Here is a 26,134-nt window from a genome sequence, read left to right on the forward strand (position 1 = left end):
CCTTTTAAAATACAATATAGAAATTTTTCGGGAGCATAGTGGATGGGTGAATTCAGCTGCTGTGATAAACTGAAGACAATACCAAAATATAACAGATGGAGGCATTGATTATGACAGAACTGGATAACTGGTTTGATCAGGCAATGAGTGCAGAAACGTATATAAACGATATGGAGAAGCATAAGGAGAACCTGGAGAACGTATATAATAACTTCGCAATCCCGGCCGACGAAGCATTCTTCAGACGGCTGGAAAATAAAAACCTCCGTGCCATCGTTATCACGGAAGACTGGTGCGGGGATGCTATGATGAATACACCGATTTTAATGCGTCTGGCGGAAAAAAGCCATATGGAAGTCCGTATGCTGCTCCGGGATTCCAATCTCGAACTGATGGACCAGTATTTGACAAACGGGAAATCCCGGTCCATTCCAATCATCATCTTCATTGATGAAAATGGCGAAGAGGTCACCCATTGGGGGCCACGTTCGGAGTTTGTGCAGAAAGAGGTCGATGAATTGATGGCCGGACTGCCGGACAAAGAGTCGCCCGAATACAAAGATGAATTCACGAAGAAGATCTCCGTGCTGACACAGCGGTTTTCCACTGAAGCGGAATTATGGCAATCAGCATATCAGAGTATGAAAAAGAAGTTGGAAGATAATCTGTAGGGATTAGGGGCATCTGGGAAGGAAGATACGCAATGATGGGTTCGAGAGTTATGACTTATGTGCTGGCCGGGGGATTAATCGGTCTTTTCACTGATGGTATAATGACCGGGGCAGCAGCCGGAGCAATCATATTCATGGCGGTCCGGTTTGATGAGGCTAACAAAACAAAAGAAATATAAAAAGAAGGCATCCACTTTTCAATTGAAAGTGGATGCCTTCTTATCTTTCAGGGCGGTGTCATAACTTATCCGATTGCACATGGAAGAGGCTGGGCGGCAAAAGTCTTCACCAAGGCTCTCAAATCTGCCTATTCAGATTTTATCTTTTCGCCGGAACCGTAAATCTCGAGCGAACTGAAATCGACGGCATCCGTCTTCACGAAAAATGTGCTTGGAACCGCAATTTCTGAGCAGATGACATCTTCCGGATCTTCTCCTTCCTCGACAACGGGAGTGAGCTCGAACATGAACTGCAGGGTGCCGCCTGAATTCGTGACAGTATCGAGCAGGTATCCACATCCGTTCTCATGCAGGGAGATTTGGAATACATGTGTCTCGTCAAAATCTATTGCTTCCTTATCGATTTCTACGCCTGTGCGTTCCACTGCCATTTTCAGCATCTCTTCATCTGTAATGAGCTGTGCTGAATTGGTGTGCGTCCCTGCGTCACCCGACTCTGATTTGGCGAGCACTTCATATTCGAGACTGTCCCCGCCACCGCTGCACGCAGATAACAGGGAAATGCTGAAGACCAGCGCTGAGAATAAAGCGAAACGCTTTAAATTAATCATATTTCAACCCCACGAACTGTAGTTTTTTATTGAATAGTTTCGGGTAGGCCATATATCCGACCATGACTGATGATATCGCTGCGTTGCTCAGTATCAGGAACAGTATGAGGAGCTGGTACATCACGGCTTCGATCGGGTCCGCGCCGCCGATGATCAGACCGCTCATCATGCCCGGCAGCTGGACGAGCCCCATCGTTTTCTGGGCTTCAATCGTCGGTATCATGCTGGTCTGGATGGCGGATCTCAAACTTTTTTTAATCGCCATTTCAGGCCGGCCGCCCATCGACAGGATGAGTTCGATCGTTTCGTCACTGCGCTCCACTTCGTCCTTGAATTTATCCAGAAACAAGAGGGAAAGGACCATACAGTTCCCGATGATCATGCCGCTGATGGGGATGATCTGCTCCGGCTCATTCGGTATGATTCCAAATCCCAATATTATCAGCATCGAGAGTGATTCTACAGCAATAAGGGTAAAGAATACCATCCAGGTAATGCCGGGAATGCCATCTCCTTTTTTAATCACATTCTGGGTCGCGGCGCCGATCATCAGCATAATCATCAAAACGATATACACAGGATGATCGGCCTCGAATACGAACGTCAGTATGTAACCGATGATGAGCAGCTGGACGATTGACCGTACAGTTGCGATGATAATATCTTTCTCCAGTCCGAGCTTCAGCCATAGCGTCAGTCCTAAAGGGATGGCGACGAAGATGAGGGAAAGTGCGAGCTGCATAAATGTCATAGGGATTCACCTCTCACAAACTGTCTGATTTCATTATTTTCCGATTGGTCGATAAAAGAGGCATCACCGTACTCGAGGAGTTCCCCTTCGCGTAAAAACCACATATCATCGCTTACACGGCGTGCCTGATCCAGATCATGGGTGATCCATATGACCGTCACTTTTTCTTCCCGCTGCAGCCTTACAATCAGCCGTTCAATTTCTTTGACCAGTGTATAGTCGAGGCTGGAAGTGATCTCATCGAGCAGCAGCACTTTGGGGCGGTTGACAAAAGTGCGGGCGATTGAAATGCGGCTGCGTTCACCGCCGGATAATGACTTTATATTCCGGTCCAGCGGGACAGCACTTAAATCGACCATTTCCATCAATTGTTTCGCCCGGTTCACGGATATAGTGCCGCCGAATATTTCCCGGGGAAGATTGAGGTTATCGAATACAGTTCCTGCAATCATGGGTGAACTCTGGAATGCCATCCCGATCTCTTTGCGCAATTTTATAATATCGATGTTTTCAAGGTTTTCATCCCTGTAATAAATTTCTCCGGTATCGGGAGAAAGCAGCCCGTTAATATGTTTGAGGCATGTCGTCTTGCCGGCGCCGCTGGGCCCGACAAAAGTCGTGACCCGGCTTTCGCGGAACTCTCCCGTAATATTGTGGAGAATGCCGCCATGACTGACATTATTGAATTTTATAATACTCATTGGACGTGTCCTCCTTTAGGATTGTGTTACAATAAAGTAAGGTGATTTTTATGATTTATGTAGGGTTGACTGGCTGGGGAGATCACGATGATCTCTATACAAACATTACGAATAAAAAAGATAAATTAATTACATATTCATCATATTTCCCAATTGTGGAGCTGGATGCCACTTATTATGCCGTGCAGCGTACTTCCACGATAGAGAAATGGTGCAGTGAAACACCTGAGAAGTTCAAGTTCGTCGTTAAGGCACATCAGTATATGACAGGGCACAGTGACTACAGGGACCATTACGACTCCATAAAAGACGTGTTTTCTGCATTCCATGATATGCTCCGTCCGATGGAAAAAGCAGGGAAGCTGGGATTCGTATTACTTCAGTTTCCCCCGTGGTTCGATTGTACAAACAAAAACATCCGCTACGTCAAGTATGCGATTTCGCAGCTGCATCCTTATAAAATAGCTGTCGAGTTCAGAAACCAGACATGGTTTTCCGACAGTTACAGGGAAGAGACACTCACATTTTTACACAGCAACGGAGCAATCCACAGTATTTGCGATGAACCCCAGGCGGGCATCGGCAGCATCCCTTTCGTCAACAGAGTGACGGACCAGACTGCGTTTATCAGACTGCATGGACGGAACGTCCATGGCTGGACCCAAAAAGACAGAACGAGTGAAGAATGGCGCAATGTCAGATATCTATACGATTATAACAGAACAGAACTGGAATGGTTAAAAAGCCAGGTTGATATACTGGACCATAAAACAAAGGATATTTACATCGTTTTCAACAACAACTCCGGCGGCCATGCTGCCGGCAATGCCCGGGACTTTATTAAAATGATGGATATCAGGTATGACGGTCTTTCACCAAAGCAATTGAGATTATTTTAGCAGCAGGGGAGTGTGAAACCTCTCTTATTGCATAAGTGCAGCTGACGCTGGCGCCTATAGTACGGGCGGCAGCCGGGGCTTCTAAAGGAGAAAAGCTTATGGAATATCTCATATTGATTTTAATCGGGCTGCTGGCGGCAGCCCTCGGTGCACTCATAGGTATCGGCGGCGGAGTGATCATCGTCCCGCTTCTTATCTTCTTTGGTATTGATATGGGGATACTGGACCGCATCACCCCGCAGGCCGCGGTAGGGACATCGAGTCTCGTCCTCATCGTTATCGGATTCTCTGCAATGATGTCATACGGACGCAGCAACCAGCTGGATAGGAAAAACGGCCTGCTGTTCCTATTCGGCATCATGCCGGGTGCATTTATCGGCTCATACGCCAGCAGATTTTTTACAGCAGACAGTTTCAATCTTTATTTTGGTATCTTCCTGTTATTCTTAAGTACCATACTTATAATAAGAAATAAAATAAAACCGATCACAATATTCCAGGACGAGCGCTATGTCCGTCCGCACGTCGACCACATGGGTGAAGTGCACCACTATGGTTTCGCGCCGTACATTGCAATCATCTCCACTTTCATCGTCGGCTTCTTCACCGGCCTTTTCGGCATCGGCGGCGGAGCGCTGATGACACCGCTGATGCTGATTGCATTCAGGATGCCGGCGTCCATCGCCATCGGCACGAGCATGATGATGGTTTTCTTCTCCGGTATTTCCGCAGCTGCCGGCCACGTGTTCCAGGGGAACGTGGACTACTTTTATGCACTATTTATATTGCCGGCGGCCTTCGTCGGTGCACAGATCGGCGTATGGGTGAACCAGAAATTCAATTCCGATTCTCTTGTCGTTGTGCTCCGGACAGTGCTTTTCCTGCTCGGTTTATATATGATTTTACAGACAATCCTATAGAGGTGATAGAGTGGAGATTAAACTTTTCCATACCAACGATGTGCATAGTCATCTATATAACTATTTAAAAATAATGTCATTCCTGAAAAATAAAAAACGCCAGTACGGAGACCGGATGGTGTATGTCGACCTGGGCGACCATGTTGACCGTTCCCATCCCTATACTGAAGCGACACTCGGCAAGGGGAATATTGAACTCCTCAATAAAGCGGGGTGCGAGGTTGCAACAATCGGCAACAATGAGGGCATCACACTGCAGAAAGATGATCTGAAGACCCTGTACGATGATGCGGAATTCGAAGTGATCTGCGCGAACTTGCGTGAAGTGGGGAGCACCAACCCTTATTTCAAGCCTTACGTCATAAAGGAAATAAGCGGCATCAAATTCGGATTTATCGCAGCCACTGTCGAGTTCACCCCCTTCTACAAGGCGCTTGGCTGGGAAGTGTCGGAAGCATTTGACTGGGTGCTCAATGCCATCCGTGAAATAAACACCGAAGTGGACTGCATTGTCATGATGAGCCATCTGGGCCGGTATGATGATGAGTCGCTTGCGATGATGTTCCCTGAGATAGATGTCATTTTAAGCTCCCATACCCACCACTATCTGACGGAGGGCGACTGGGTAGGGGATACTCTGCTCGCAGCCGCCGGGCGCTTTGGGGACTTTACAGGGGAAGTCACACTCACTTTCGACGGCAGGGAATTGACCGGCAGAAAAGCAAAGCTGTATGAAACAGACCTGCTCTCAAGTGTGGATGACAACTATTACGACGTTGGCAAAGACATGCTGCAGACCGTGGTTGAGGAAGACGTCAGACCGATTTCACGCAGACTTTATTCGGCCAGTGAATTTGTCACCCGCCTCGCTGCCATGATCCGGAAGTTTACGGACAGCGATGCGGGACTCGTGCATACGGGGCTCGTCGTGAAACCCTTTGAAGGCGGGAGCCTGACGGATTACGACCTTCATAAAGTGCTGCCGCATGCAATCAATGCCGTGCAGATAGAACTGACCGGCCGTGAACTGAAAGAAGTGTTCAACCAGGCGGCCAAGCACGAATTCAAAGACGAAATCATCCGCGGACTCGGTTTCAGGGGAGATATTTTCGGGTGTTTCGTCACGCACAACATCGGATATATCCAGTCAGAAAGAGAGTACTATATCGGGGATGAGCTGATTGACGACCGCGGCATGTACACGCTCGGCACATTGGATATGTATACGTTCGGCAGGATATTCCCGCAGTTCAGATATTCCAAGAAGACATATCTGATGCCGGAGTTCCTCCGGGATATATATAAGGAGTACAACACGGAAATCTAGCTTTCTTCAAGTTTCTTTCCTGCATGGCCCCATAACCTCTCAGGAAAGTCGGAGAATACGATAAATAGTATAAATTTTTTGGTATCAGGATAAGAAAAAAACAAATACAGTTTAATGATTCCTGCTTTAAAAAGGGGTGTATGATATCACAAAAATACAGATGATCTTATTAATTGGGATTCTGACCTTTTTAACTGTCGGCTGTAACAAGCAGCAAGAAGATGGAACAAATGACAACGCAGAGAGACCAACAGAAAGCACGACAGAAGAAAGTACAACAGAAGAAAGTACAACAGAAGAATCTACTGCAGAACAGAAACAGAATATGGCGGATTCTGAAACCGAACCAAATACAGAGGAAAATCAAAACAAAAGTGCCCCCCTGGATGGTTTTTCTGCAAAGGAAATAGAATATGCACGGGTTTACCTGCAGCTTGGCCCGAACCCGGATATCGAAGAACTGTATGTGAAACATATACCGGCAGGTACAAAAATTAACCGTCAAAGCGAAAACAGTCTGGAATACCCCGAAGATGTGATACAGCTCACCGGGGCAAGACTGGTTGACGGTGCAGTGACATACAGCGGTAACGGCGATGGAACAGTAAATCTGTACAATGTCCCAAAACGCTGGGGTGATGCCGATGCCGATATGAGAGAGACTACAAAAAATATCATTAACACCACTGAGACCGTCTATATAGAGGCAAGAGCGGATGAAAAGGTCGCCGATCTCGCTTCACGTATTATATACATGGAGGAATATATAGAAGAGCACTCCCCGGGATGATTCATTCCGATCACCTTCCGGCTGAAGCGACAGCATCCCAAAAACTATTTGAACGCACGACGCGGTCCGGCTTTAAAAAGCGCCGGAGTTCGAAATAGGGAGGGAAACCTGTAATACGGAAAGCCGGTTGAAATATATTGGTTATATTGCTATAATATTTTATGTCAATTGAAGAACGAAAGTAGAGGTTGCGATTTTCAAGAGTACCGCAGGGAGCAGACATGCTTTGAACTGTCCGGGAAAGGGAAAATTGCCGAAGGGCGTCATCCGGTGGGATGACGGTCTGGGGCCGGGTTTAAGAAATCCGGTACTGTCATTACGATGATGCGCTACATTAATGTGATCTGGACGTCACAGTGGCTAATTCTGTAATGCTGCTGCGGCGTCTTTTATTATCGAAAATTTTAATGGAGGTAACATAGATGGAAAGTATTTTAAATTGGGAATACATATCACTGGTTCCCCCGATTCTGACACTGATTCTGGTGGTGGCAACGCGCAAAGTCGGTCTCAGTCTGGGCATCGGTATCATCACTTCTGCATTACTTGTGGGGGAAGGGGAAATCCTGGCCACACTCAGCACCATCTGGGAGTCATTCGCCGCAATTTTCGTCGCGGATGGCGGCATCAATACGTGGAACGCATTCATTCTCATTTTCCTGACATTGCTTGGAATAATGACAGCGTTCATCAATATGTCCGGCGGAGCAAAGGCATTTACAGCCTGGGCACTGACTAAAGTGAAATCGAGAAGGCAGGCAAACTTTGCGACGGCGCTGCTCGGGATCATCGTATTCATTGATGACTACTTCAGTGCACTCATCGTCGGCCAGGTGGCAAAACCGCTGACGGATAAATACGATGTTTCAAGGGCGAAACTGGCATACTTCATCGATACCACCGCATCCCCCGTATCTGTAATCGCGCCGATTTCAAGCTGGGGAGCCGGCATCATGGGACTCGTTGCGCCGATTCTCGTTGCTGCGGGCATGGTGGCAATCACACCGTTTCAGGCATTCATCTACATGATTCCGATGAACCTGTACGTCATCACAGCACTCGCAATGATGTTCATCGTCATTACGACAAGATTCGATATCGGGGCCATGCGCACACAGGAAAGACGCGCCATCGATGAAGGCATCCTGGTGGAGAACGCCACGGAGGCGCCGGGAGAGACGGATACAGAACTGCCTGTCCATGAACAGGGTTCTGCCAAGGCATTGATCATTCCGATTCTCGGGCTTGCCGTCACGGTCATCATTTCAATGCTGATCACCGGCGGTCTCGCGGGCGGCGAATGGACACTGCTCAGCATGTTCGAGAACACGCTCGTGACACACTCGCTGCTGATCGGCGGCGTTGTCGGCCTTGCGCTCAGCCTGTTCTATTTCTTCAGTTATACACGCAGGGATAACCATTTCGGCAAAAAGGAAATCTGGCTGGGAATCAAAACCGGCTTCCTGGCAATGTTTCCGGCGATGCTGGTACTGACACTTGCATGGATGATCGGTGCGCTGATCTCGGCAATCGGCACGGGCGAATTGCTCGGGGCGATGGTGGAGCAGTCCAGCCTGCCGACGAGCATGCTGCTTGCGGTCGTGTTTGCAGTGGCATGTCTTATGGCCGTGGCAACCGGGACAAGCTGGGGATCATTTGGTATTCTGATCCCGATTACAGGTGAGATCATGATTTCAATCGGTGCGACGGACCTTTTATTACCCTCAATCGCAGCCGTGCTTGCAGGGTCGGTATTCGGCGATCACTGTTCACCGATTTCCGATTCAACGATACTGTCATCGACGGGTGCCGGCTGTAATCACATCGTCCACGTCATGACACAGCTGCCATATGCATTATTATCTGCATTCATTGCACTGGTCGGTTACATTGTGCTGGGCTTGACGACAAGCGTCTGGCTGGCACTTGGGACAGTCGCGGTACTTCTGGTCATCGTGACACTCGTTTCAAAATTCGTTTATTCTCCGATTGTCAAAAAAGCATAATGAAGATCTGTTTCCCCCCGCATGGCTCGAGCTGTGCGGGGGTTTGAATTATAAAGGTGTTTTGAATATACTAAATAAAGTTAAATATCAAACTTCTTTGTCTCATGAACGCAATAAGTATGCTAATATAGTGGTAACTTTTCTTATAGGGGGCTTTAAAGCATGGCAACTAAAAACGAAGAGATCTTAAGGAAGCCGGATTGGCTTAAAATAAGGTTGAACACGAATAAGAACTATACCGGCTTAAAGAAAATGATGCGTGAGAAAAACTTACATACGGTATGTGAGGAAGCGAAATGTCCGAACATCCACGAATGCTGGGCGGAACGGCGCACAGCGACATTCATGATTCTCGGTGCGGTGTGTACACGGGCATGCAGATTTTGTGCTGTTAAAACCGGGCTGCCCAATGAACTGGACTGGGATGAGCCAAACCGTGTAGCGGAATCCGTCAAACTGATGAATCTTAAACACGTTGTCATTACAGCGGTGGCAAGAGACGATCTGAAAGATGCGGGTTCAACAGTATATGCAGAGACGGTGAAACGCGTAAGAGAGGAAAACCCCTACACGACAATAGAAGTTCTGCCGTCAGACATGGGCGGAGAGTATGGGAATCTTAAGACTTTGATGGACTCAAAACCGGACATCATGAACCATAACATCGAAACGGTTGAACGTCTGACGCCAAGAGTCAGAGCAAAAGCGAAATACCGCCGTACACTTGAATTCCTGAAGAGAGCGAAAGAAATGAATCCAGAAATCCCGACGAAGTCCAGTATCATGGTCGGCCTGGGTGAAACGGTGGAAGAACTCCATCAGACGATGGATGACTTAAGAGAACACGATGTAGATATTCTGACAATCGGCCAATACCTGCAGCCGTCTAGAAAACACCTGAATGTGGAAAAATACTACACGCCGCTTGAATTCGGCAAGCTGAGAAAAATAGCGATGGAAAAAGGTTTCAAACATTGTGAAGCGGGACCGATGGTCCGTTCAAGCTACCATGCCGATGAACAGGTGAACGAAGCAGCAAAAGCAAGACAGGCAATTGGTGATGAAAAGTTGAAGGGTGAGTAACCTATGATTACGATAGATCATATGCATTTTGAAGTTATTGAGAACTACAGGGATGCTTTCGATGAAGAACAGTTTCAGAAAAAGTATAGTGACGTTCTTAATAAATATGATTATATCGTCGGAGATATTGGCTATGAAAAGCTAAGATTGGCCGGCTTCTTCAGAGATAACAAATCAAAAGTGGACCGGGACAAAAAGTTCAGTGCAGTGCAGGATTATCTGTATGAATACTGTAACTTCGGATGCGCTTATTTCATTTTGAGAAAAGTGCCGAAGTCCGAGATCAAAGAAATGATTGAAAATGGTGAGCTGGAAGAGCGTCCGGATGAAGCGCGCGAGGATGGTTCCGGGGAATCCACGCAAGCTGAAGACCATGCGGATGAAACGTCTGCCGACGAGGTTTCCAGTCCGGAATCCGCGGCTGAAGCTGAGAACCAGGAGGCGGACGAGCATTCCGGGGAAATTGGAAAGCCGCAGAAACCGGTCCAGCAGGAAGAGAAACCGTCGGGGAAACGCAAAAGTCTGTCCCGCAGCAGGAAAAAATCACGTCAGCCGAATCATAAGGGCAAACAAAAGCAAAATGATGCGCAGGCATCCACGAACAAAACACTCGCAGCCCATCAGTCATTCAAAAAATCATAACGGAAAAGGAGTGACATTCAGAAATTTGAATGTCACTCCTTTTTTATCTCCTGTTTCGGTGGCTGTCCATCGTCCTGCCCGACGGTGTCCATATGAAGTGTTATATGGCCGCCGCACTAAAAAGGCAACCGGCAAGTACTGTTGCCGGCCGCCGTGATCGCAACGCCGCACCTAAATGATAATCTGTGAGAGGAATCCTTCCACTTCTTCTGCTTCATCGTCCCCCAGTCCTAAAATGTGGGAGATATATCCTTCTTCTTCCAGATCGTCCGGCCCGATGATGCCGAATTTATTACTCTGCGTGTTCAGCACCAGGCTTTTGCCGAAATAACGGTCCGATTTTATAATCGCAAGATCGTAGCGGCCGTGGTCACCGACGAAACTTACGAATCGTGTCTGTGTATCTTCTGTATCATCGTATAGATAAAAGTCGATCAAAGGGTTTTCCTCCAGTTCAAGTATGTTTAAATTATGCTATCATATAATTATATACTATACAAAAGAACAACTGGAAGAGGAGTGTCAGCAATGTATTTCGTAGATAAAGAAGTGCTTTTGGAACGCCTTGAATATATTGATAATCTCACTGATAATTACAAGGAAACCGAAAGTCTGGCATTGGAACGTTCGTCCCAGATGCTGATTGAATCGGTTGTGGATGTGGGGAATATGATCATTGATGGGTTCATCCTCCGCGATCCGGGCAGCTACCAGGATGTCATGGATATCATGGAGACCGAAGGGGTGATTCCCGCCGGTGATAATGAAAAATTCAAAACAACGTTTAAATGGCGTGTGGAATTGACGCGCAACTACACGAAGCTGGATCATGAAAAAATGAAGCGGGACTTCGAAGCGAACCTTTCCGCCTATCAGGATTTCAGAAAAAATGTGTATGCCTTTTTCGAAAATGAAGGTCAGGCGATCACTGCTTTCAAGGGCGATCAGCATGAAGTATAAGGGCTATCTCATTGACCTGGATGGAACGATGTACAACGGTACGGCGGTGATTGACGGTGCGGTCGATTTTATCGACCGGCTGAATGAAGCGGGCATCCCCTACGTATTTTTAACGAACAATGCGACGAAAACGCAGGCGGAAGCGGCACAGAAGCTGATCGATATGGGCTTTCATATTCATCCGGAAACGCTCTACACATCAGCAATGGCGACTGCGGCCTATCTGAAGGAAACGGATCCCGGGGCGACTGTCTATGCCATCGGTTCGGACAGCTTGAAGGAAACGCTCAAAGACGCCGGTATTACGCTGACAGAAGCAGATGCGGAATATGTCGTAATGGGACTGGATACGGAAATCAACTATGAAAAATTGTCCAAAGCAGCACTTATGATCAACAACGGTTCAAAATTCATCTCTACGAATCCGGACAGGAAGTTTCCGACCGAACAAGGGCTCGTGCCCGGTAACGGAGCGCTCGTTGCCGTACTCGCTTCGGCAACTGATGTCGAACCCGTTGTCATAGGCAAACCGCAAGGAATCATTCTGGAATCGGCAGTTGCATCTCTGGACCTGCCCAAGGAGGCCGTGCTGATGGTCGGGGATAACTACGATACTGATATATTGACAGGCATCAATGGCGGGGTGGATACACTGCATGTCAACACTGGTGTAACATCCAATGAAGAGATGAACAGTAAAACACACCGCCCGACATATATGATTAACAACTTAAAGGAATGGAGTGTCGATTAGTTGAAAAAGATCGTTATTACCAGAAATATCAATCCGGATATTATTGAAAAATTGCGCAAAGATTTTGAAGTATTTTTGTGGGAAGAGGATAAAAAGCCGATGCCCCGTGAGGAATTCCTCAAGGAAACAAAGGATGCACATGCTGTGCTGACGATGTTAAGCGATAAAATTGATGAAGAGTTTCTTTCAAACGCCGCTGAGCTTAAAGTCGTTGCCAATCTGGCGGTCGGTTTTGACAATATTGATCTGGAGGCGGCGAAACGCCACGAGGTAGTGATTACAAATACACCGGATGTCCTTACTGAGACGACTGCGGAACTTGCCTTCACTATGATGCTCGTTTCCGCCAGGCGCGTGCTGGAGGCGAATAAAGAACTCATGAAAGGTGATTGGTCCGGCTGGAGTCCTTATCATATGGCGGGGACGGATGTATTCGGCAAAACAGTCGGCATCTTCGGAATGGGATCCATCGGTGCAGCATTTGCCAGACGTCTGAGCGGATTTAAAACAAACATTTTATATCACAACAGAAGTGAATCTGAAGCGGCAACGAAACTTGGCGCAAAACTCGTCAGCTTCGAAGAGCTTCTTGCAGAATCCGATTTTGTATTGTGTGCAGCACCGCTTACTGAAGAAACGAAATACAAGTTTGATAAAGATGCATTTGCACAAATGAAGAAATCCGCACATTTCATCAACATCGGACGCGGTGCCCATGTTGTGGAAGGTGATCTGGTTGAAGCCGTCAAATCGGAGGAGATTGCCGGTGCGGCATTGGACGTGTTTGAAAATGAACCCATCGGCGCCGATCATCCGTTTGTCGGACTGGAGAATATGACGCTGCTGCCGCATATCGGCAGTGCATCGGTTGCCACACGTAATAATATGATGAATCTCTGTGTGAACAATATAATGGAAGTATTAAATGGCGGCGCACCGATTACACCGGTCAAATAACGGGAGTCCCTCTGCAAAGAGGGGCTTTATCACGCATTTATTGTAAACCTTTTTTAATTAATGGTTAACAATACACCCGAACAATGATATTATATAAATATCATAAGTAAAGGGGATATCGCATGAAGACAAAACATCTTATTTATGCCGCGTTGTTTGCAGCAGTGATTGCGGTGGGCGCACAGATCAGAATACCAATCGGACCGGTTCCGATCACGTTCCAGGTACCCATGGTGCTTTTGGCGGGATTTCTGCTGGGGCCGAGGCTCGGGGCACTGAGTACGCTCGTCTATATGATCGTCGGTCTCGTCGGCGTTCCTGTATTTGCAGGAAGCGGGGGTATCGGTTCATTGGTTTCGCCTTCATTCGGTTTCATCATCGGATATATCCCGGCAGCGTTTATCGCAGGGTTCGGCTCGGGTGAAAATAAAAGTCTGATCCAATCCGCAGTATTCGGTATCATCGCACTGATTGTTATATATATATCCGGATTTCTGTACTTCATATTCATCATGAACCAGGTGATCGGCACACCGGTCGGCATCGTGGAGGCACTCATGGTTACGGTACTGCCCTTTGCCGTCAAGGATACAATCATTGCGGTGCTCACTGCAATGTTCGCAAAAACACTGTACGCCAGAGGCTTGAGACCCGCAATTTAAAAATGCCCCCGTGCTTTTCAATTCTGCGCGGGGGTGAAATTTTATGCTGTTTTCTCATCCATCCATCTCTGTATCGGCTTCAGCTGAACATAGCCGTCCTGGATGATTTCATCATTGATGGCTACGAGCGGGTAGAACAGCTCGTCCTCGTTGATGCGTTCGATGATGTCCTGATCATAATCGGAAAGATTTTCATCCCGGTCCAGATCAATATAATTGAACTGCAGTTCCTGGTCCGGATATTTTCTGCCCAATACTGCCTGAAGCCAGTCATACGTGTCCTTTGAACCGGGTGCATTGACGCAGCTTGCGCAAATTACATCACGTCCGTAAACGTTAATAATATATTTCATTTTAAACTACTCCTTTCAGATGATGGATTTTTTCTCCTGTATCCATTATAATATAGATACAAGAATTTGCGTAAGAATTGATAAGGAGTGAATGGAATGACAACTGGACAAGATACAATGTTTGAACAGGTCGACGAAGTATTAGATAAATTGCGTCCGTTTCTACTGAGAGACGGGGGAGACTGTGAACTCGTAGACGTGGAAGATGGCATCGTGAAACTCCGCCTTCTTGGTGCATGCGGTACATGCCCAAGTTCGACAATTACACTTAAAGCCGGAATTGAGCGTGCTTTACTGGAAGAAGTTCCGGGATTCGTAGAAGTGGAACAGGTTTTCTAAGTCATTTTATTTTGACATAAACATAACAAGAGCCCCCTGCAGTTCACACTGCCGAGGGCTCTTTTCTTTCCGTCCTGTTGGTCAAATTAATTGTTTCCGAGTTTGTACATCCAGAGTACGCCGCTTTTCAGCATGCGCGCGATGCGTCCGGTAACTGTGCGTTCCTTCAGGTAGGCAAAGCCTTCTTTGGATCCCAGGGATCCGAGTATGCCCTGCATTTTGATTTCAGGCATTTCGCCCGGCAGTTCCCTGCCCTGCAGCACATCATCAATCACTTCGGCAATCTGTTCGGCCTGTCCTTCGGCCACCTGTGCAGAAGGTGCATGTTCAAGTGCCGCAGAGTCACCTACGACGTAAACATTACGATAGCCCGGAATCTGATGATACTGGTTGAGTTCGACCCGTCCGCCCGGTCCGAAATCCACAGGCAGGTTGCGGACGACTTCGACAGGCTGTACCCCTGCAGTCCAGATGCACATATCCACATCATGCGATTCATTGTTGTTGTAGACTTTATCCGCTTCAACCTTGACGATGTTCGAATTTGGAATGACATCTACGTCATTTTCATCAAACCATCTTTTGACATAGGCGCTCAGTCTGGCAGGATACATCGGCAATATGCGTTCGCCGCGGTCAAAGAGTTTTATTCTCAGGTCATTCCTTGATTCGCGGAGTTCGCTTGCGATCTCTATGCCGCTGAGGCCGGCGCCGACGATGCCGATTGTTGCGTTTGGCTTCAAATCGCCGACCTGTTCGTATGTTGCGCGTGATCTCCTGAGTGTCTGGATGCTGAATGTGTGTTCGGCCGCGCCCGGAACCTCATGATACTTGTCTTCACAGCCAAGCCCGATGACGAGCTTGTCATAGTCCAAAGTGCTGTGTTCCAGGATGACTTTGTTGTTTTCAATATCGATTTCAGTGATAGTGTCGAATAAAACTTCCACTTTGTCATCCTCGGGGAAGTCGACCCGGACGTTCTTCTCACTTTTAGTACCTGCAGCAAGTGCATAATACTCGGTTTTAAGCCCGTGATATGGGTTCATATCAACGAGTGTAATGCTGTAGTCGGATGGCAGTTTTGGAAGCATGCGCTGGATAAAGCGCATATTACCATAACCGCCGCCGAGACAAACGATTTTATTCATATCAGTACCGCCTTGTTTAGAAATTCTCTTATATACAGTATAATAGTTAAAACAATAAACTACAATGGAAGTTGTAATAATGATGCCAGGAGGTGACCGCAATGTTTACACTTGTAGAATTCTGTTCCTCGAATATGTTAAAAGGGACTGAAGATATGTATAAAACATTGGACGAAGACCCGGAAATCGATGTATTGGATTATGGCTGCCTCAACAACTGCGGTCTCTGCAGTAAAGCGTTTTTCGTTTTGGTGGAGGGGCAGATAGTCAGTGCGACGACACCGGAAAAACTGCTTGAAAAAATCTACAAGAGAATCGATAAGCTGAAAAAAGAAGAAGAATCCTGGTTTGAAGATTTGAGTTAATAAGACATGATGATGTACAATGTAATAAATGGAGGAGTGATATTATGGCAATTGAAATAACTGAAAGTGCTGCATACGAAGTCCAGGATATGCTCAATTCGAACGATATACCGGACGGCTTCCTCAGATTTAAAGTCCAGGGCGGCGGATGCACCGGTTTAACTTACGGCATGGCTGCTGAGACTGAAAAGCAGGAACGTGATGAGGAATATGAATTTTACGGCGTTAAAGTTCTTGTGGATAAATATGATCTGCCGGTAGTCGAAGGCACTGTGATCGATTTCAAACAATCGCTCATGGGCGGCGGATTTACAATTGAAAATCCGAATGCATCATTATCATGCGGATGTGGATCATCATTCCGTACGAAGCAAGTTGCAGGAGAGCCCGAGGATTGTTAATAATTCAGCATAAATGGCTTGAAATATGTGAAGAAAATCGCTAATATTAAGAGTAATTAATATTAGCGGTTTTATTTATGTCCAAAAACATATGAAACCATAAATAATTGGAGAGAAAAGGTGACATTATAATGAGCTTTGAGAGGAAAAAAATTCTCGTATTGGGTGCAGGATATGCAGGGCTTCAGGCAGTTTCCAAATTGCAGAAATTGTTGGGCCAACAGGACGCGGATATCACACTCATCAATAAGAATGAATATCACTATGAAGCAACTTGGTTACATGAAACAGCAGCTGGAACAATTGATTGGGAAGAGGGCGTCTATCCAATCAGCAAAGTTGTGGATGCTTCCAAAGTCAAATTTATTCCGGCGGAAGTCACTGCAATCCATAAGGATGAAAAACGTGTGGAAACAAACCAGGGGGATTTCGAGTACGATATCCTTGTCGTAGCACTTGGTTTCGAAAGTGAAACGTTCGGCATTGATGGAATGGAAGAACACGCACATTCGATCGTCGATCCGCAGACGTCACTTGCTTCACGTCAGGAAATCGAAAAGAACTTTGCAAACTACAAGAACTCCGGAGCTGAAAAGGATATCTCTATCCTGGTAGGCGGCGCTGGTTTCACAGGCGTCGAGTTTCTCGGTGAACTGGTAGAAAGCATTCCTCGACTGTGTGAGAAATACGGTATCGACTACAGCAAAGTGAAAATCACATGTGTTGAAGCGGCACCTTCCATGCTGCCTATGTTCCCGGACGATCTTACAGACTATGCGGTTAAATACCTTGAAGACCGTGGCGCCAAATTCATGATCGGCACACCAATTGTTGCTGCGAACGAAGATGGTTTCGTAGTCGAAGTTGATGAGGAAGAAAAGCAATTGGAAGCAAGCAGTGTAATCTGGACAGCAGGTGTCCGCGGCAGCAGTCTGATGGAAGAATCATTCGACGGCGTTAAACGCGGCCGCATTGTTGTAAAACCCGACCTTACTATTGAAGGCTATGAAGACATCTACGCTATCGGAGATGTGGCAGCAGTGATGAATGGTGAAGGGGAAGATGCACGCCCTTACCCGACAACTGCCCAAATTGCAATGCAGCTCGGTGACCATGTGGCGAAAAATATAGAACTTACTCTCAAGGGCGACAAGAAAGAAACGTTCAAGTACGACGATAAAGGGACTGTATGTTCCCTGGGATCCAAGGACGGTATCGGTATTGTCATGGGGCGCGAAATTAAAGGTAAGAAAGCTGCCTTCATGAAACGCGTCATCGATTCAAGAGCGATTCTTAAAATCGGCGGACCTTTGCTTGCTTATTCCAAAGGTAAACTTTTCTGATTTAATTGATAGATTGGCATGGGTATTGATTCAATGCCCATGCTTTTTTTAATATGGAGGCAATAGACTTATGTCAATAGTTCAATTAGTAATTTCCATGCTCCTGTTCTTTGTCCTGTTCTATGGAATCAGTTTTTTATTGAACATGATTTTGAAAGTGACATGGCTGATGGTCGGGGTTTATCCATTTATCGTCCTGCTTATAGTAGATGGGATTTCGACAGCGGAATATTTTATAAATACATCAGAGGCGTTCAGTACACTCGGTACAGGACTGGCAAACTTATTTACAGCAGATATTCTGATGCTTTCGAGCGGACTTGTCGGCACAATATTGGCAGGAATGACAATACGCTATCTTCGTAAAGCAGGTTACCAGATGTTCTAAGGGGGAAAATCATGAAATTCGACTACAGTGAAAGCTACGTGGTTACAGAGGCACCAATTATAATCGGATTGCCATCCGACTTCCATCAGATGGATAATTTTGAGGAAGTGGATACACTTTTAAATGGTTTGACTGCAAGTATTGTCGAAGAGGAAGTGCTCAAGACAGAACTTGGAGTAATAACAACAACAGGCGTTACCATCCAGACGGACTACCGTAAAGTGATTGCTGTCGGTCTGGGGGATACGGCCAGACTGGGGCAGACTGATATTCAGGAGGCATTCGGCAGACTGTTCCAATACTTAAAAGATACAAATACAAAAGACGGCCAGCTGCTCCTGGACACATTTCCATATGACCCGGGAAAACTGGCTGAAGCACTCGGTCTGATGTCAGTCATCAGCATCTATGAATTTGAATCGTATAAAACGGACAGGAAACCGCTGTTTGCGGGCGAGGCAAAACTGATGATTACGAGCCGCCGGGATGTCAAAGAAACGATCATCCGTGCGAATAAACTGGGTGAAAGCATCGCTTTGGCCCGTAACTTCAGTGAAACGCCTCCAAACATAATGACACCGGAATATATGGCGGATAAAGTGGTGGCGATCTTCAAAGAACAGAAATACGTTTCCGGCCAGGTGAAGGACCACGAAAGCCTGGAAGAGGAAGGCTATGGCCTGCTCGCCGCTGTAGGTAAAGCTTCCAAAGCAAAACCAAGACTTGTGACGATCGAATACCGGCACCCGGATGCCGGATCATTCAAGCCGATTGCACTGGTCGGCAAAGGGGTGACCTATGATACAGGCGGTTACTCCATCAAATCCAAAACAGGCATGCCCGAGATGAAATATGATATGAGCGGAGCAGCGAATGTCATCGGCATGATGAATGCGATTACCGAAATGGAACTGCCGGTTCACGTTGTCGGTGTCATCGCCTTGGCTGAGAACATGATTGACGGCAACGGCATGCGTCCGGATGATGTCTACACATCCTACAGCGGGCAGACTGTTGAAGTGAAAAATACAGATGCCGAAGGCAGGCTTGTCCTAGGGGACGCCGTTTTCCACGCATCACAGTACTCACCAAGCCTGATCATGGATTTCGCCACGCTGACGGGTGCAGTGGTAGCTGCGCTTGGTACAGAGCGGACAGGCGTCTTCACCAATAAAAAACCGGAATTCCTTACGCCATTCTTTGAAATGAGCAGGGAAACGGGCGAAGAGATGTGGCAGCTTCCGATTACGGAAATTGAAGAGGAGAATGTCAGATCTTCAAGCGTTGCAGATCTGACCAACCATGTTGAAAAGCCGGGCCGGGCTTCATTTGCAGCCTGTTTCATCAAACAGTTCGCCAACGGGACACCATGGGTGCATTTTGACATTGCAGGTACAGGTACAGTATCACAACGCACGCCATATGGTCCAAAAGGGGCAACGGGTGTGCTGATCCATACGGTTGTGAAATATTTGGAAACAGGTGATGTCCATGAGTAACCTGACAGGACTCGTTGATCTGCTCGGAATTGAAATTGTGCGGGAAGAAAAAGGAGTGATGGTGATGCAGTTGCCGGTGACGGAAAAAGTGCTGCAGCCATACGGATATCTTCACGGCGGTGCCAACGTCGTTCTGGCAGAAACTGCCGCAAGCATCGGCGCCGCGCGCCTGATTGCAGACGATGAGATTACATTCGGCATGGAAATCAACGCCAACCATATTAAGACAAAGCAGGACGGTGTCATCACCGCTACGGCAAAATGCCGGCATCAGGGCCGTTCGACCCAGATCTGGGAAATCGAGATCACGGATGAAGAGAACGATCTCGTGTGTCTGTCGAGATGTACAATGGCAGTGAAGAAAAAGAGATAGTGTTATATAAGTGAAAGGACTCCGTTAACGGAGTCCTTAATTACTGCATAAATTCATCCCCGGTCCATTATGGGCCGGGGATGAATTTATTTTTCAGGTTCTTTATTTTCAAGTTCTTTATTTTCAAGTTCAGGTCTGCGCTTGCCTTCGATGACCACTCTTTCTCCGTGGTCCTCGAAATCGGATGCACCGGTTTCATCCCGTTTCAGCTCGTTCAGTATCGTCAGCTGATACGGTTCCACATCTGCGTGGAAGGCACTTCTTGAAAGCATGTGTGCGGCGACCGGTGCTGTGCTGAAGATAAAGAGCACTGCCAGAATCAGTTCGGTATCTACATAGCCTTCGACATACCAGAAGTAGAGGAATGTGCCGGTCATCATCATCATTACACCTAAAGTCGAACTCTTGGATGCGGCGTGGAGCCTGGTATACATATCCGGGAGCCGGATGACCCCGACAGCAGCAATGAATCCGAAGAATGCACCGCCGAGTATGAAGAAGGCGATAATACTACTCATCACTATCTCTATCATATTGTATAATCACGCCTTTCTCCAGGAATTTCGCGAATGCGATGGTTGCGATGAATGCAAGGATACCAATCAGCAGCACAACGACAAGCAGGTAAGTTGTTTGCAGTGACATCGCTATCAGGGCAATCATAGCCATGAGCAGGATGCCGAATGCATCCAGAGCGACGATTTTATCATGCAGCGTTGGTCCTTTCAGCATACGGTACACCATGCCGAGCATGGCAAAGGCTAAAACAATGATAGAGAAAATGATGACTACGTCAAGGAAAGTATTCATGGTTTAGCCACCTCTTTAATCACCTTTTCAAAAGCGTTTTTAATCGATTCGATTTCTTCCTCTGCACTTTTCATATCAATGCCGTGGATATAGATTTTGGAGTGGTCGTCAGAGATTGCAACAACTACAGTTCCTGGAGTGAGTGTAATCAATGAAGACAACAGGACGACTTCCCAATCTTCCTCCAGATCACAGGGATATGCATAGAAACCGGGATGTATATCAATCTTGGGGCTCAATACTATTTTAGCGACTTGGATGTTCGCTTTTACCATTTCACTGATAAAGATAAAGAATAGTTTAATAATGAGCCAGACCCGTTTGAGATAAAAGGAGCCGGGCAGGAATCTGCGCAGCATGTAAACTGCAATGAGCCCCATGATGTACCCCGTAAAGAATGATGCGACATTGAAATTAGATCCCATGAACATCCAGAGAAAGGCGAGAAATAGGTTTATTAATATTTGTAATGGCATCTATTCCACCTCCGTCAGATAACTGGCATAAGATCCCGGATCATGGAATGATAATGCCGCCATCTCAAAGAATGGGTAAAGGAAATCTGCTGCTAGTCCGAATGATACGGAAACGATGACGAGTCCGATGGAAGAGAAGAGCAGTTTATCGTACTTGATTGGCTTCAATGTGCTGAAGTCCATATCGTCCCCCCAGAATACATTCATGAAGATTCTTACAACAGAGATGAGCACTGCCAGGCTGGAAACGAGTACGATGATACCGGCAACGTAATGGTCGTTATCAAAGGCGGACTGGACGATAAAGAATTTACCGTAAAAGCCTGATAATGGCGGTACGCCTGCGAGTGCAAAGCCCGCTACCAGGAACATCCATCCTGTAACCGGATGCTTCTTGATCAGACCGCCAAGCCTTTCATAGTTGGCTGCTCCAGTACGGTATATGATGAAGCCGACAAGCATAAACAGCGCGGCTTTAATGATCATATCGTGAATAAGGTAGTACATTGCACCGATGGTGCCGATCTCATCCATTAATGAAAAACCGACGAGAATGATACCGACTGCAATTAAAATGTTGTAAATGACAATTTTCTTCATATCTGTATAAGCCATTGCACCGATACATCCCATAATGATCGTGATGAGTGCCAGGAGCAATAGCGCCTGGTGTGTAAATGCCTGGTCATTTATGAAGAACAGGCTGTAAGTCCGGGCGATTGCGTATACTCCGACTTTTGTAAGCAGTGCACCAAACAATGCAATGACTGGCATCGGCGGTGCGTAGTAGGACCCCGGCAGCCAGAAGAATAGCGGGAATACCCCTGCTTTTGTTGCAAATACGAACATGAATACAACGGCAAGCAATGTCATGATGGCGAGATTGCCGTCATAGCTTTCGAGCTTCAGATAAATATCCGCCATGTTGAGTGAACCGGTAACGGAATATAAATAGGCAAGGGCCAAAACGAAGAAGTTTGAAGATATCAGGTTAACAAGCAGGTATTTGAACCCTTCCTGCAACTGTATCTTACTGCCTCCCAGGGTAATCAGAACATAGGAAGCAAGCAGGAATACTTCAAAGAACACGAACATGTTGAATAGGTCTCCGGTCGAGAATGCACCGTTTACGCCGGCAATCATGAACATGACCATTATATAATAGAAGTATTTTTCCCGTTCTATTCCAATGGACTGGAATGAGTAGACGATGACTGCAAATGTAATGACCGATGTGGTCAGTAAAAGAAGTGCAGACGCCATATCGATGACCACGTTGATTCCGAACGGAGCCATCCAGTCACCGATGTAAGTAACCATTGTGCCGTTTTGATATACATGTGCTACAACCCAGATGGCTGCAAGTATCAAAAGGAGCCCTGAAATACCGGAAACTACCCTGTGCGGCACCGGACGCTGACCAATGAACAACATGATGATTCCGGCGAACGTGGGAATCAGTATTGGTAGTAGCGCTAATATATTAGTCGTCATGTGGAACTCCTTTCATTTCTTCTACATTATCTGTACCGAGTTCCCTGTACATTCTGAGAGCCAGTACCAGGATGTAGGCCGTGAGTGCAAATGCAATGACGATTGCTGTAAGGATCATCGCCTGCGGCAGCGGGTCGGTATATGAAGTCACTTCTGGATCGAGCACCGGCACGCTGCCCCGTTTCAATTGTCCCATCGTCAGAAGCATCAGGTGCACACCATGTGAAAGGAGTGCCGTTCCAATAATAATTCTGATTACACTTTTGGAGAGCATGAGATAGACTGAAGAGCCAATCAGAATACCGCTTAAGATAATCGTTATTAATTCCATCAATCATCCTCCTCAGCTATAAGTTTGATGATAAGGAGTGCCGAGCCTGCTACGGTCAGGAATACACCGATATCGAAAATTACTGCAGAATGCAGTGCGACTTCACCAAACACCGGTACATTGATATATGTATGCTGGTGTGTGAAGAACGGCGTTCCGAATAGAAATGACAGTGTTGGCAGTACAACAGCAAATGCAAGTCCGAGCGCAATTAAAATTCTGAAATCGATCGGAATCATCTCTTCCACTGTTTTCTGATCATATGCAATCAGCAGCAGGATGAGTGCCGATGCAGCCAGTAGGCCGCCGACGAATCCACCGCCGGGAGTATAGTGGCCTGCAAAGAATAATTTGAAAGCAAACAGGATGATAATGAAGAACACTATTTTTGCAGTGAACTGTAAGAAAACATCATGAACCTGTTTTTGTACCTTGCTATACCCTGCTTTCTTCAGCGTGCTCTTCATTGTCTTCACCCTTTCTGCTTAATTTCAGTTTCATCAATCCGTATATGCCGATGCCGGCAATAGCGAATACAAGCGTTTCGAATAATGTATCAAAGCCACGGAAGTCTACGAGAATTACGTTAACCATGTTGCCGCCGGCCGCCAGATCATAAACGTTTTCGATATGGAACTCACTGATGGAGTCAAACAGGCGGTTTGAATAAGCAGCCAGACCGATTAGAATTACAAATGTTCCGACTCCGAGGGAGACGAGGAGATTGGTGAATTTGAATCTCATGCGTTCTTCGTGTCTGCTCTTCTTCGGAAGATGATAGAAACAGACCAGGAAGAGCGCTGTCGTCACTGTTTCAATGCCAAGCTGTGTCAACGCCAGGTCAGGTGCTCTGAAAAAGACGAAGAACAGTGCCATGGAGAACCCGATGGTGCCAAGCATTATAATCGCAACCATGCGGGAACGGGTGATCAGAATCACCGCTGTGGCAATCAGTATGATAAGAGTGATTATAATCTCCTGTATGCGAACAGGTGCCAGATCACTTAAATCCAGGCGTAATCCTGTATTTATTACCGTGAGAAGCCCCATTAGAATAAAGAATCCAAATATATATACCAGGTAGTTACGAAGGTAGCCGGTCATATAGCTGTCTGTAATCTTTTTTGAACCGAAGCGGCTGTAGAGCAGCCCCTGATCGTATGCATAGTTAAGCGTAAATGGTTCTTTATGATAGTTGTATATAAAAATCCATTTATCCTTGAAGTAGAATAAAAGGGTTCCGATTATGACAACGGCAATTGTCGCCCACAGTGCAGGATTGTTAAAACCATGCCACATGGCAAGGTGTGTATGCAGCGAAGTCTCACTTGCCATAATGCCCATTGCAGCCGGATCGATGATCGTACTTGATAAGATGTTCGGAAATAAACCGAATACAATAACAAGCAATGACAGTATGGCCGGTGAAATAAGCATCAGCAACGGTGCTTCATGCGGTTCTTTTGGCGTGTCATGCGTACGTTTCCCAAAGAATATGCCGTGAATGATCAGGACGGAGTAGATGAATGTGAAAATACTTCCGACAATCGCAACAAGCGGGATAAGGAAGTCTACACTCGTCATCGCTCCGAAGTCAGCGTGCAATACGGTGATCATCGCCTCCAGGAACAGTTCCTTGGAGAGGAAACCGTTAAACGGCGGAAGGCCGGCCATTGAAAGCGCTGTGATTACAGTCATGGTAAATGAAAACGGCATGATTGTAAGCAGGCCGCCGAGACGTTTCAGGCTTCTTGTGCCCGTTTCGTGGTCGATGATGCCGATGATCATGAACAGTGCGCCTTTGAATGTCGCATGGTTGATCGTATGGAATACAGCTGCAACAACCGCAACAGTGAACAGTTCATCGTTTGCACCCGTAACCAGGCTTAATGCCCCGAGTCCCAATAAGGACATGATGAGACCAAGCTGGGATACGGTGGAGAATGCGAGCACGGCTTTAAGGTCATCTTTTTTGATGGCATTAAAGGATGCCCATGCCATTGTGAACAGTCCGACGATCAGAATTGTCCACACCCAGAGGTTTGAAAATGCAAACAGGGGCGTGAAGCGGGCAACGAGATAAATACCGGCTTTGACCATTGTAGCAGAGTGCAGATACGCACTGACCGGTGTCGGTGCCTCCATGGCATCCGGGAGCCAGATGTAGAACGGGAACTGTGCAGATTTTGTAAAAGCACCGAACAGGATGAGCACAACCGCAATTGGTGTGAGCGGGCTTTCCTGAATCAATGGTAAAGCTTCAATCATTCCTCTGATGCTGAACGTATCTGTAATAAGATAGAGGGTAATGAATCCGCCCAGCATAAGGAACCCGCCGAACATTGTGATGATCATTGATTTCAGCGCACCGTACAATGAACGGTCACGCGTGTACCAAAATGCGATGAGAAGGAAACTGGAGATTGAAGTCAATTCCCAGAAAAGGTAAAGCATGACTACGTTATCATTGAGCACGACCCCAAGCATGGCAGTCATGAAAATGAGAAGATAGACATAGAAGTTACCTAAATTTTCCCTTGTGGAAAGGTAGCCGATTGAATATAGGACGACAAGCGCTCCGATTCCTGATATAAGTATGGCGAATAACAGTCCAAGGCCATCTATGTAAACATCGAAATTCATTCCAACGCGCGGCATGAACTGCATTGTTTCATGTATTACCTGTCCGTTCATTACTTGCGGCATGAGAGTGAACAAGTAAATGACAATTAAGAGCGGGACGGGCAGGACGAACCAGCCTAGGTGTATCCGTCTGTAATACCTGTACAAAATGCCAACGGCTATGGCGGCAATGACAGGCAGCAGAATCGCCAGATGTATTAACGTCAATGTATGACCTCCTTCGTCATTGTACAAATTTTTGCACATTATGTTATAAAT

32 protein-coding genes, 1 pseudogene and 1 riboswitch are annotated in these 26,134 nt (G+C 46.6%); of the genes and pseudogenes, 20 read left to right on the forward strand and 13 right to left on the reverse strand.

Going from position 1 to position 26,134, the window contains the following annotated elements:
• Positions 1 to 110 precede the first annotated feature (110 nt).
• Complete coding sequence (locus ACKRAT_RS02670; protein WP_411843562.1) at positions 111 to 671, forward strand: thioredoxin family protein; 561 nt, start codon at positions 111 to 113, stop codon at positions 669 to 671.
• A gap of 32 nt (positions 672 to 703) precedes the next feature.
• Entirely contained in the window at positions 704 to 850 is a 147-nt protein-coding gene (locus tag ACKRAT_RS02675; protein ID WP_411843563.1) for a hypothetical protein, read from the forward strand.
• A 128-nt stretch (positions 851 to 978) separates the two neighbouring features.
• Here the strand turns inward: ACKRAT_RS02675 and ACKRAT_RS02680 are convergent, their stop codons facing one another.
• Genes ACKRAT_RS02680 through ACKRAT_RS02690 form a run of 3 tightly spaced genes read right to left on the reverse strand, consistent with a single transcriptional unit; the run spans position 979 to position 2,913 of the window.
• Positions 979 to 1,461 carry a hypothetical protein gene (locus ACKRAT_RS02680; protein ID WP_411843564.1) on the reverse strand — a complete coding sequence of 161 codons (483 nt, stop codon included), beginning with the start codon at positions 1,459 to 1,461 and terminating at the stop codon, positions 979 to 981.
• Positions 1,454 to 2,212, reverse strand: a complete 759-nt coding sequence (locus ACKRAT_RS02685; protein WP_411843565.1) for an ABC transporter permease — start codon at positions 2,210 to 2,212, stop codon at positions 1,454 to 1,456. The genes ACKRAT_RS02680 and ACKRAT_RS02685 overlap by 8 nt, the downstream gene beginning before the upstream one ends.
• Positions 2,209 to 2,913: an ATP-binding cassette domain-containing protein gene (locus ACKRAT_RS02690; protein ID WP_411843566.1), complete on the reverse strand. Its 705-nt coding sequence runs from the start codon at positions 2,911 to 2,913 to the stop codon at positions 2,209 to 2,211. The genes ACKRAT_RS02685 and ACKRAT_RS02690 overlap by 4 nt, the downstream gene beginning before the upstream one ends.
• A 50-nt stretch (positions 2,914 to 2,963) precedes the next feature.
• On the opposite strand from ACKRAT_RS02690, the gene ACKRAT_RS02695 reads away from it, so the two are divergent.
• The 7 genes and pseudogenes from ACKRAT_RS02695 to ACKRAT_RS02725 all read left to right on the forward strand — a co-directional run.
• Positions 2,964 to 3,812: a DUF72 domain-containing protein gene (locus ACKRAT_RS02695; protein WP_411843567.1), complete on the forward strand. Its 849-nt coding sequence runs from the start codon at positions 2,964 to 2,966 to the stop codon at positions 3,810 to 3,812.
• Between the two features lie 98 nt (positions 3,813 to 3,910).
• On the forward strand, positions 3,911 to 4,732 hold the full coding sequence (locus ACKRAT_RS02700) for a sulfite exporter TauE/SafE family protein (protein ID WP_411843568.1): 822 nt from the start codon (positions 3,911 to 3,913) through the stop codon (positions 4,730 to 4,732).
• 10 nt (positions 4,733 to 4,742) lie between these two features.
• Positions 4,743 to 6,059 (forward strand): bifunctional metallophosphatase/5'-nucleotidase, encoded by a 1,317-nt coding sequence (locus ACKRAT_RS02705; RefSeq protein ID WP_411843569.1) that lies wholly within the window; start codon positions 4,743 to 4,745, stop codon positions 6,057 to 6,059.
• Positions 6,060 to 6,219: 160 nt separating this feature from the next.
• Positions 6,220 to 6,849 (forward strand): hypothetical protein, encoded by a 630-nt coding sequence (locus tag ACKRAT_RS02710; RefSeq protein ID WP_411843570.1) that lies wholly within the window; start codon positions 6,220 to 6,222, stop codon positions 6,847 to 6,849.
• A 174-nt stretch (positions 6,850 to 7,023) separates the two neighbouring features.
• A riboswitch (Lysine riboswitch) is annotated at positions 7,024 to 7,189 on the forward strand.
• 82 nt (positions 7,190 to 7,271) lie between these two features.
• Complete coding sequence (locus tag ACKRAT_RS02715) at positions 7,272 to 8,855, forward strand: Na+/H+ antiporter NhaC family protein (protein ID WP_411843571.1); 1,584 nt, start codon at positions 7,272 to 7,274, stop codon at positions 8,853 to 8,855.
• Between the two features lie 162 nt (positions 8,856 to 9,017).
• Complete coding sequence (gene lipA / locus ACKRAT_RS02720; protein ID WP_411843572.1) at positions 9,018 to 9,938, forward strand: lipoyl synthase; 921 nt, start codon at positions 9,018 to 9,020, stop codon at positions 9,936 to 9,938.
• Positions 9,939 to 9,941: 3 nt separating this feature from the next.
• A pseudogene (locus tag ACKRAT_RS02725) lies at positions 9,942 to 10,280 on the forward strand (YutD family protein); the annotation flags it as partial.
• 471 nt (positions 10,281 to 10,751) lie between these two features.
• Here ACKRAT_RS02725 and ACKRAT_RS02730 read toward each other — a convergent pair.
• Complete coding sequence (locus ACKRAT_RS02730; protein WP_411843573.1) at positions 10,752 to 11,018, reverse strand: DUF3055 domain-containing protein; 267 nt, start codon at positions 11,016 to 11,018, stop codon at positions 10,752 to 10,754.
• A gap of 90 nt (positions 11,019 to 11,108) precedes the next feature.
• Between ACKRAT_RS02730 and ACKRAT_RS02735 the strand changes: the two genes are divergently transcribed.
• The 4 genes from ACKRAT_RS02735 to ACKRAT_RS02750 all read left to right on the forward strand — a co-directional run bounded on the left by ACKRAT_RS02735 (position 11,109) and on the right by ACKRAT_RS02750 (position 13,913).
• Positions 11,109 to 11,540: a DUF86 domain-containing protein gene (locus ACKRAT_RS02735; protein WP_411843574.1), complete on the forward strand. Its 432-nt coding sequence runs from the start codon at positions 11,109 to 11,111 to the stop codon at positions 11,538 to 11,540.
• Positions 11,530 to 12,294 (forward strand): TIGR01457 family HAD-type hydrolase, encoded by a 765-nt coding sequence (locus ACKRAT_RS02740; protein WP_411843575.1) that lies wholly within the window; start codon positions 11,530 to 11,532, stop codon positions 12,292 to 12,294. The genes ACKRAT_RS02735 and ACKRAT_RS02740 overlap by 11 nt, the downstream gene beginning before the upstream one ends.
• Entirely contained in the window at positions 12,295 to 13,251 is a 957-nt protein-coding gene (locus ACKRAT_RS02745; protein ID WP_411843576.1) for a 2-hydroxyacid dehydrogenase, read from the forward strand.
• Positions 13,252 to 13,373: 122 nt separating this feature from the next.
• A complete protein-coding gene (locus tag ACKRAT_RS02750; protein WP_411843577.1) occupies positions 13,374 to 13,913 on the forward strand; it encodes a biotin transporter BioY in 540 nt (179 codons plus the stop codon).
• Positions 13,914 to 13,954: 41 nt separating this feature from the next.
• Here the strand turns inward: ACKRAT_RS02750 and ACKRAT_RS02755 are convergent, their stop codons facing one another.
• Positions 13,955 to 14,266 (reverse strand): YuzD family protein, encoded by a 312-nt coding sequence (locus tag ACKRAT_RS02755; RefSeq protein ID WP_411843578.1) that lies wholly within the window; start codon positions 14,264 to 14,266, stop codon positions 13,955 to 13,957.
• Between the two features lie 96 nt (positions 14,267 to 14,362).
• Between ACKRAT_RS02755 and ACKRAT_RS02760 the strand changes: the two genes are divergently transcribed.
• Positions 14,363 to 14,605, forward strand: a complete 243-nt coding sequence (locus ACKRAT_RS02760) for a NifU family protein (protein WP_031547410.1) — start codon at positions 14,363 to 14,365, stop codon at positions 14,603 to 14,605.
• An 86-nt stretch (positions 14,606 to 14,691) separates the two neighbouring features.
• On the opposite strand, the gene ACKRAT_RS02765 is transcribed toward ACKRAT_RS02760, so the two are convergent.
• Entirely contained in the window at positions 14,692 to 15,753 is a 1,062-nt protein-coding gene (locus ACKRAT_RS02765) for an NAD(P)/FAD-dependent oxidoreductase (protein WP_411843579.1), read from the reverse strand.
• Positions 15,754 to 15,854: 101 nt separating this feature from the next.
• Between ACKRAT_RS02765 and ACKRAT_RS02770 the strand changes: the two genes are divergently transcribed.
• From ACKRAT_RS02770 to ACKRAT_RS02795, 6 genes are all read left to right on the forward strand, one after another.
• A complete protein-coding gene (locus ACKRAT_RS02770; RefSeq protein ID WP_411843580.1) occupies positions 15,855 to 16,118 on the forward strand; it encodes a YuzB family protein in 264 nt (87 codons plus the stop codon).
• Between the two features lie 44 nt (positions 16,119 to 16,162).
• Entirely contained in the window at positions 16,163 to 16,519 is a 357-nt protein-coding gene (locus tag ACKRAT_RS02775) for a HesB/IscA family protein (protein ID WP_411843581.1), read from the forward strand.
• 131 nt (positions 16,520 to 16,650) lie between these two features.
• The gene (locus ACKRAT_RS02780) at positions 16,651 to 17,862 is read left to right on the forward strand and encodes an NAD(P)/FAD-dependent oxidoreductase (protein ID WP_411843582.1); all 1,212 of its coding nucleotides are present in this window, start codon (positions 16,651 to 16,653) and stop codon (positions 17,860 to 17,862) included.
• Positions 17,863 to 17,932: 70 nt separating this feature from the next.
• Positions 17,933 to 18,250, forward strand: coding sequence for a YuiB family protein (locus ACKRAT_RS02785; RefSeq protein ID WP_411843583.1), 318 nt, complete (start codon positions 17,933 to 17,935; stop codon positions 18,248 to 18,250).
• An 11-nt stretch (positions 18,251 to 18,261) separates the two neighbouring features.
• Positions 18,262 to 19,749, forward strand: a complete 1,488-nt coding sequence (locus ACKRAT_RS02790) for a leucyl aminopeptidase family protein (protein ID WP_411843584.1) — start codon at positions 18,262 to 18,264, stop codon at positions 19,747 to 19,749.
• Positions 19,742 to 20,122, forward strand: a complete 381-nt coding sequence (locus ACKRAT_RS02795; protein ID WP_411843585.1) for a PaaI family thioesterase — start codon at positions 19,742 to 19,744, stop codon at positions 20,120 to 20,122. The genes ACKRAT_RS02790 and ACKRAT_RS02795 overlap by 8 nt, the downstream gene beginning before the upstream one ends.
• Before the next feature lie 86 nt (positions 20,123 to 20,208).
• Here ACKRAT_RS02795 and mnhG read toward each other — a convergent pair whose 3' ends face one another.
• Genes mnhG through ACKRAT_RS02830 form a run of 7 tightly spaced genes read right to left on the reverse strand, consistent with a single transcriptional unit; the run spans position 20,209 to position 26,083 of the window.
• Positions 20,209 to 20,640, reverse strand: coding sequence for a monovalent cation/H(+) antiporter subunit G (mnhG, locus tag ACKRAT_RS02800; protein WP_411843586.1), 432 nt, complete (start codon positions 20,638 to 20,640; stop codon positions 20,209 to 20,211).
• Entirely contained in the window at positions 20,633 to 20,932 is a 300-nt protein-coding gene (locus ACKRAT_RS02805; protein ID WP_411843587.1) for a Na(+)/H(+) antiporter subunit F1, read from the reverse strand. The genes mnhG and ACKRAT_RS02805 overlap by 8 nt, the downstream gene beginning before the upstream one ends.
• Positions 20,929 to 21,408: a Na+/H+ antiporter subunit E gene (locus tag ACKRAT_RS02810; protein ID WP_411843588.1), complete on the reverse strand. Its 480-nt coding sequence runs from the start codon at positions 21,406 to 21,408 to the stop codon at positions 20,929 to 20,931. The genes ACKRAT_RS02805 and ACKRAT_RS02810 overlap by 4 nt, the downstream gene beginning before the upstream one ends.
• Positions 21,409 to 22,902, reverse strand: coding sequence for a Na+/H+ antiporter subunit D (locus ACKRAT_RS02815; RefSeq protein ID WP_411843589.1), 1,494 nt, complete (start codon positions 22,900 to 22,902; stop codon positions 21,409 to 21,411).
• Complete coding sequence (locus tag ACKRAT_RS02820) at positions 22,892 to 23,233, reverse strand: Na(+)/H(+) antiporter subunit C (RefSeq protein WP_411843590.1); 342 nt, start codon at positions 23,231 to 23,233, stop codon at positions 22,892 to 22,894. The genes ACKRAT_RS02815 and ACKRAT_RS02820 overlap by 11 nt, the downstream gene beginning before the upstream one ends.
• The gene (locus tag ACKRAT_RS02825) at positions 23,233 to 23,700 is read right to left on the reverse strand and encodes a Na(+)/H(+) antiporter subunit B (protein ID WP_411843591.1); all 468 of its coding nucleotides are present in this window, start codon (positions 23,698 to 23,700) and stop codon (positions 23,233 to 23,235) included. Before ACKRAT_RS02825 ends, ACKRAT_RS02820 begins: the two co-directional genes overlap by 1 nt.
• Positions 23,669 to 26,083: a Na+/H+ antiporter subunit A gene (locus tag ACKRAT_RS02830; protein ID WP_411843592.1), complete on the reverse strand. Its 2,415-nt coding sequence runs from the start codon at positions 26,081 to 26,083 to the stop codon at positions 23,669 to 23,671. The genes ACKRAT_RS02825 and ACKRAT_RS02830 overlap by 32 nt, the downstream gene beginning before the upstream one ends.
• Positions 26,084 to 26,134: the final 51 nt, after the last annotated feature.

The sequence above is a fragment of the Salinicoccus sp. HZC-1 genome, assembly GCF_046736035.1.
Taxonomy (GTDB): Bacteria; Bacillota; Bacilli; order Staphylococcales; family Salinicoccaceae; genus Salinicoccus.

What these genes read in the sequence shown, in the direction of transcription:
- ACKRAT_RS02695 (WP_411843567.1), top strand. Translation starts at nt 2,964, where the DNA reads ATGATTTATGTAGGGTTGACTGGCTGGGGAGATCACGATGATCTCTAT.
- ACKRAT_RS02775 (WP_411843581.1), top strand. Translation starts at nt 16,163, where the DNA reads ATGGCAATTGAAATAACTGAAAGTGCTGCATACGAAGTCCAGGATATG.
- ACKRAT_RS02715 (WP_411843571.1), top strand. Translation starts at nt 7,272, where the DNA reads ATGGAAAGTATTTTAAATTGGGAATACATATCACTGGTTCCCCCGATT.
- ACKRAT_RS02710 (WP_411843570.1), top strand. Translation starts at nt 6,220, where the DNA reads ATGATCTTATTAATTGGGATTCTGACCTTTTTAACTGTCGGCTGTAAC.
- ACKRAT_RS02735 (WP_411843574.1), top strand. Translation starts at nt 11,109, where the DNA reads ATGTATTTCGTAGATAAAGAAGTGCTTTTGGAACGCCTTGAATATATT.
- ACKRAT_RS02700 (WP_411843568.1), top strand. Translation starts at nt 3,911, where the DNA reads ATGGAATATCTCATATTGATTTTAATCGGGCTGCTGGCGGCAGCCCTC.
- ACKRAT_RS02760 (WP_031547410.1), top strand. Translation starts at nt 14,363, where the DNA reads ATGACAACTGGACAAGATACAATGTTTGAACAGGTCGACGAAGTATTA.
- ACKRAT_RS02680 (WP_411843564.1), bottom strand. Translation starts at nt 1,461, where the DNA reads ATGATTAATTTAAAGCGTTTCGCTTTATTCTCAGCGCTGGTCTTCAGC.
- ACKRAT_RS02820 (WP_411843590.1), bottom strand. Translation starts at nt 23,233, where the DNA reads ATGGAATTAATAACGATTATCTTAAGCGGTATTCTGATTGGCTCTTCA.
- ACKRAT_RS02750 (WP_411843577.1), top strand. Translation starts at nt 13,374, where the DNA reads ATGAAGACAAAACATCTTATTTATGCCGCGTTGTTTGCAGCAGTGATT.
- ACKRAT_RS02690 (WP_411843566.1), bottom strand. Translation starts at nt 2,913, where the DNA reads ATGAGTATTATAAAATTCAATAATGTCAGTCATGGCGGCATTCTCCAC.
- ACKRAT_RS02810 (WP_411843588.1), bottom strand. Translation starts at nt 21,408, where the DNA reads ATGCCATTACAAATATTAATAAACCTATTTCTCGCCTTTCTCTGGATG.
- lipA (WP_411843572.1), top strand. Translation starts at nt 9,018, where the DNA reads ATGGCAACTAAAAACGAAGAGATCTTAAGGAAGCCGGATTGGCTTAAA.
- ACKRAT_RS02790 (WP_411843584.1), top strand. Translation starts at nt 18,262, where the DNA reads ATGAAATTCGACTACAGTGAAAGCTACGTGGTTACAGAGGCACCAATT.
- ACKRAT_RS02805 (WP_411843587.1), bottom strand. Translation starts at nt 20,932, where the DNA reads ATGAATACTTTCCTTGACGTAGTCATCATTTTCTCTATCATTGTTTTA.
- mnhG (WP_411843586.1), bottom strand. Translation starts at nt 20,640, where the DNA reads ATGAGTAGTATTATCGCCTTCTTCATACTCGGCGGTGCATTCTTCGGA.
- ACKRAT_RS02780 (WP_411843582.1), top strand. Translation starts at nt 16,651, where the DNA reads ATGAGCTTTGAGAGGAAAAAAATTCTCGTATTGGGTGCAGGATATGCA.
- ACKRAT_RS02765 (WP_411843579.1), bottom strand. Translation starts at nt 15,753, where the DNA reads ATGAATAAAATCGTTTGTCTCGGCGGCGGTTATGGTAATATGCGCTTT.
- ACKRAT_RS02795 (WP_411843585.1), top strand. Translation starts at nt 19,742, where the DNA reads ATGAGTAACCTGACAGGACTCGTTGATCTGCTCGGAATTGAAATTGTG.
- ACKRAT_RS02755 (WP_411843578.1), bottom strand. Translation starts at nt 14,266, where the DNA reads ATGAAATATATTATTAACGTTTACGGACGTGATGTAATTTGCGCAAGC.
- ACKRAT_RS02785 (WP_411843583.1), top strand. Translation starts at nt 17,933, where the DNA reads ATGTCAATAGTTCAATTAGTAATTTCCATGCTCCTGTTCTTTGTCCTG.
- ACKRAT_RS02675 (WP_411843563.1), top strand. Translation starts at nt 704, where the DNA reads ATGATGGGTTCGAGAGTTATGACTTATGTGCTGGCCGGGGGATTAATC.
- ACKRAT_RS02770 (WP_411843580.1), top strand. Translation starts at nt 15,855, where the DNA reads ATGTTTACACTTGTAGAATTCTGTTCCTCGAATATGTTAAAAGGGACT.
- ACKRAT_RS02685 (WP_411843565.1), bottom strand. Translation starts at nt 2,212, where the DNA reads ATGACATTTATGCAGCTCGCACTTTCCCTCATCTTCGTCGCCATCCCT.
- ACKRAT_RS02825 (WP_411843591.1), bottom strand. Translation starts at nt 23,700, where the DNA reads ATGAAGAGCACGCTGAAGAAAGCAGGGTATAGCAAGGTACAAAAACAG.
- ACKRAT_RS02740 (WP_411843575.1), top strand. Translation starts at nt 11,530, where the DNA reads ATGAAGTATAAGGGCTATCTCATTGACCTGGATGGAACGATGTACAAC.
- ACKRAT_RS02815 (WP_411843589.1), bottom strand. Translation starts at nt 22,902, where the DNA reads ATGACGACTAATATATTAGCGCTACTACCAATACTGATTCCCACGTTC.
- ACKRAT_RS02670 (WP_411843562.1), top strand. Translation starts at nt 111, where the DNA reads ATGACAGAACTGGATAACTGGTTTGATCAGGCAATGAGTGCAGAAACG.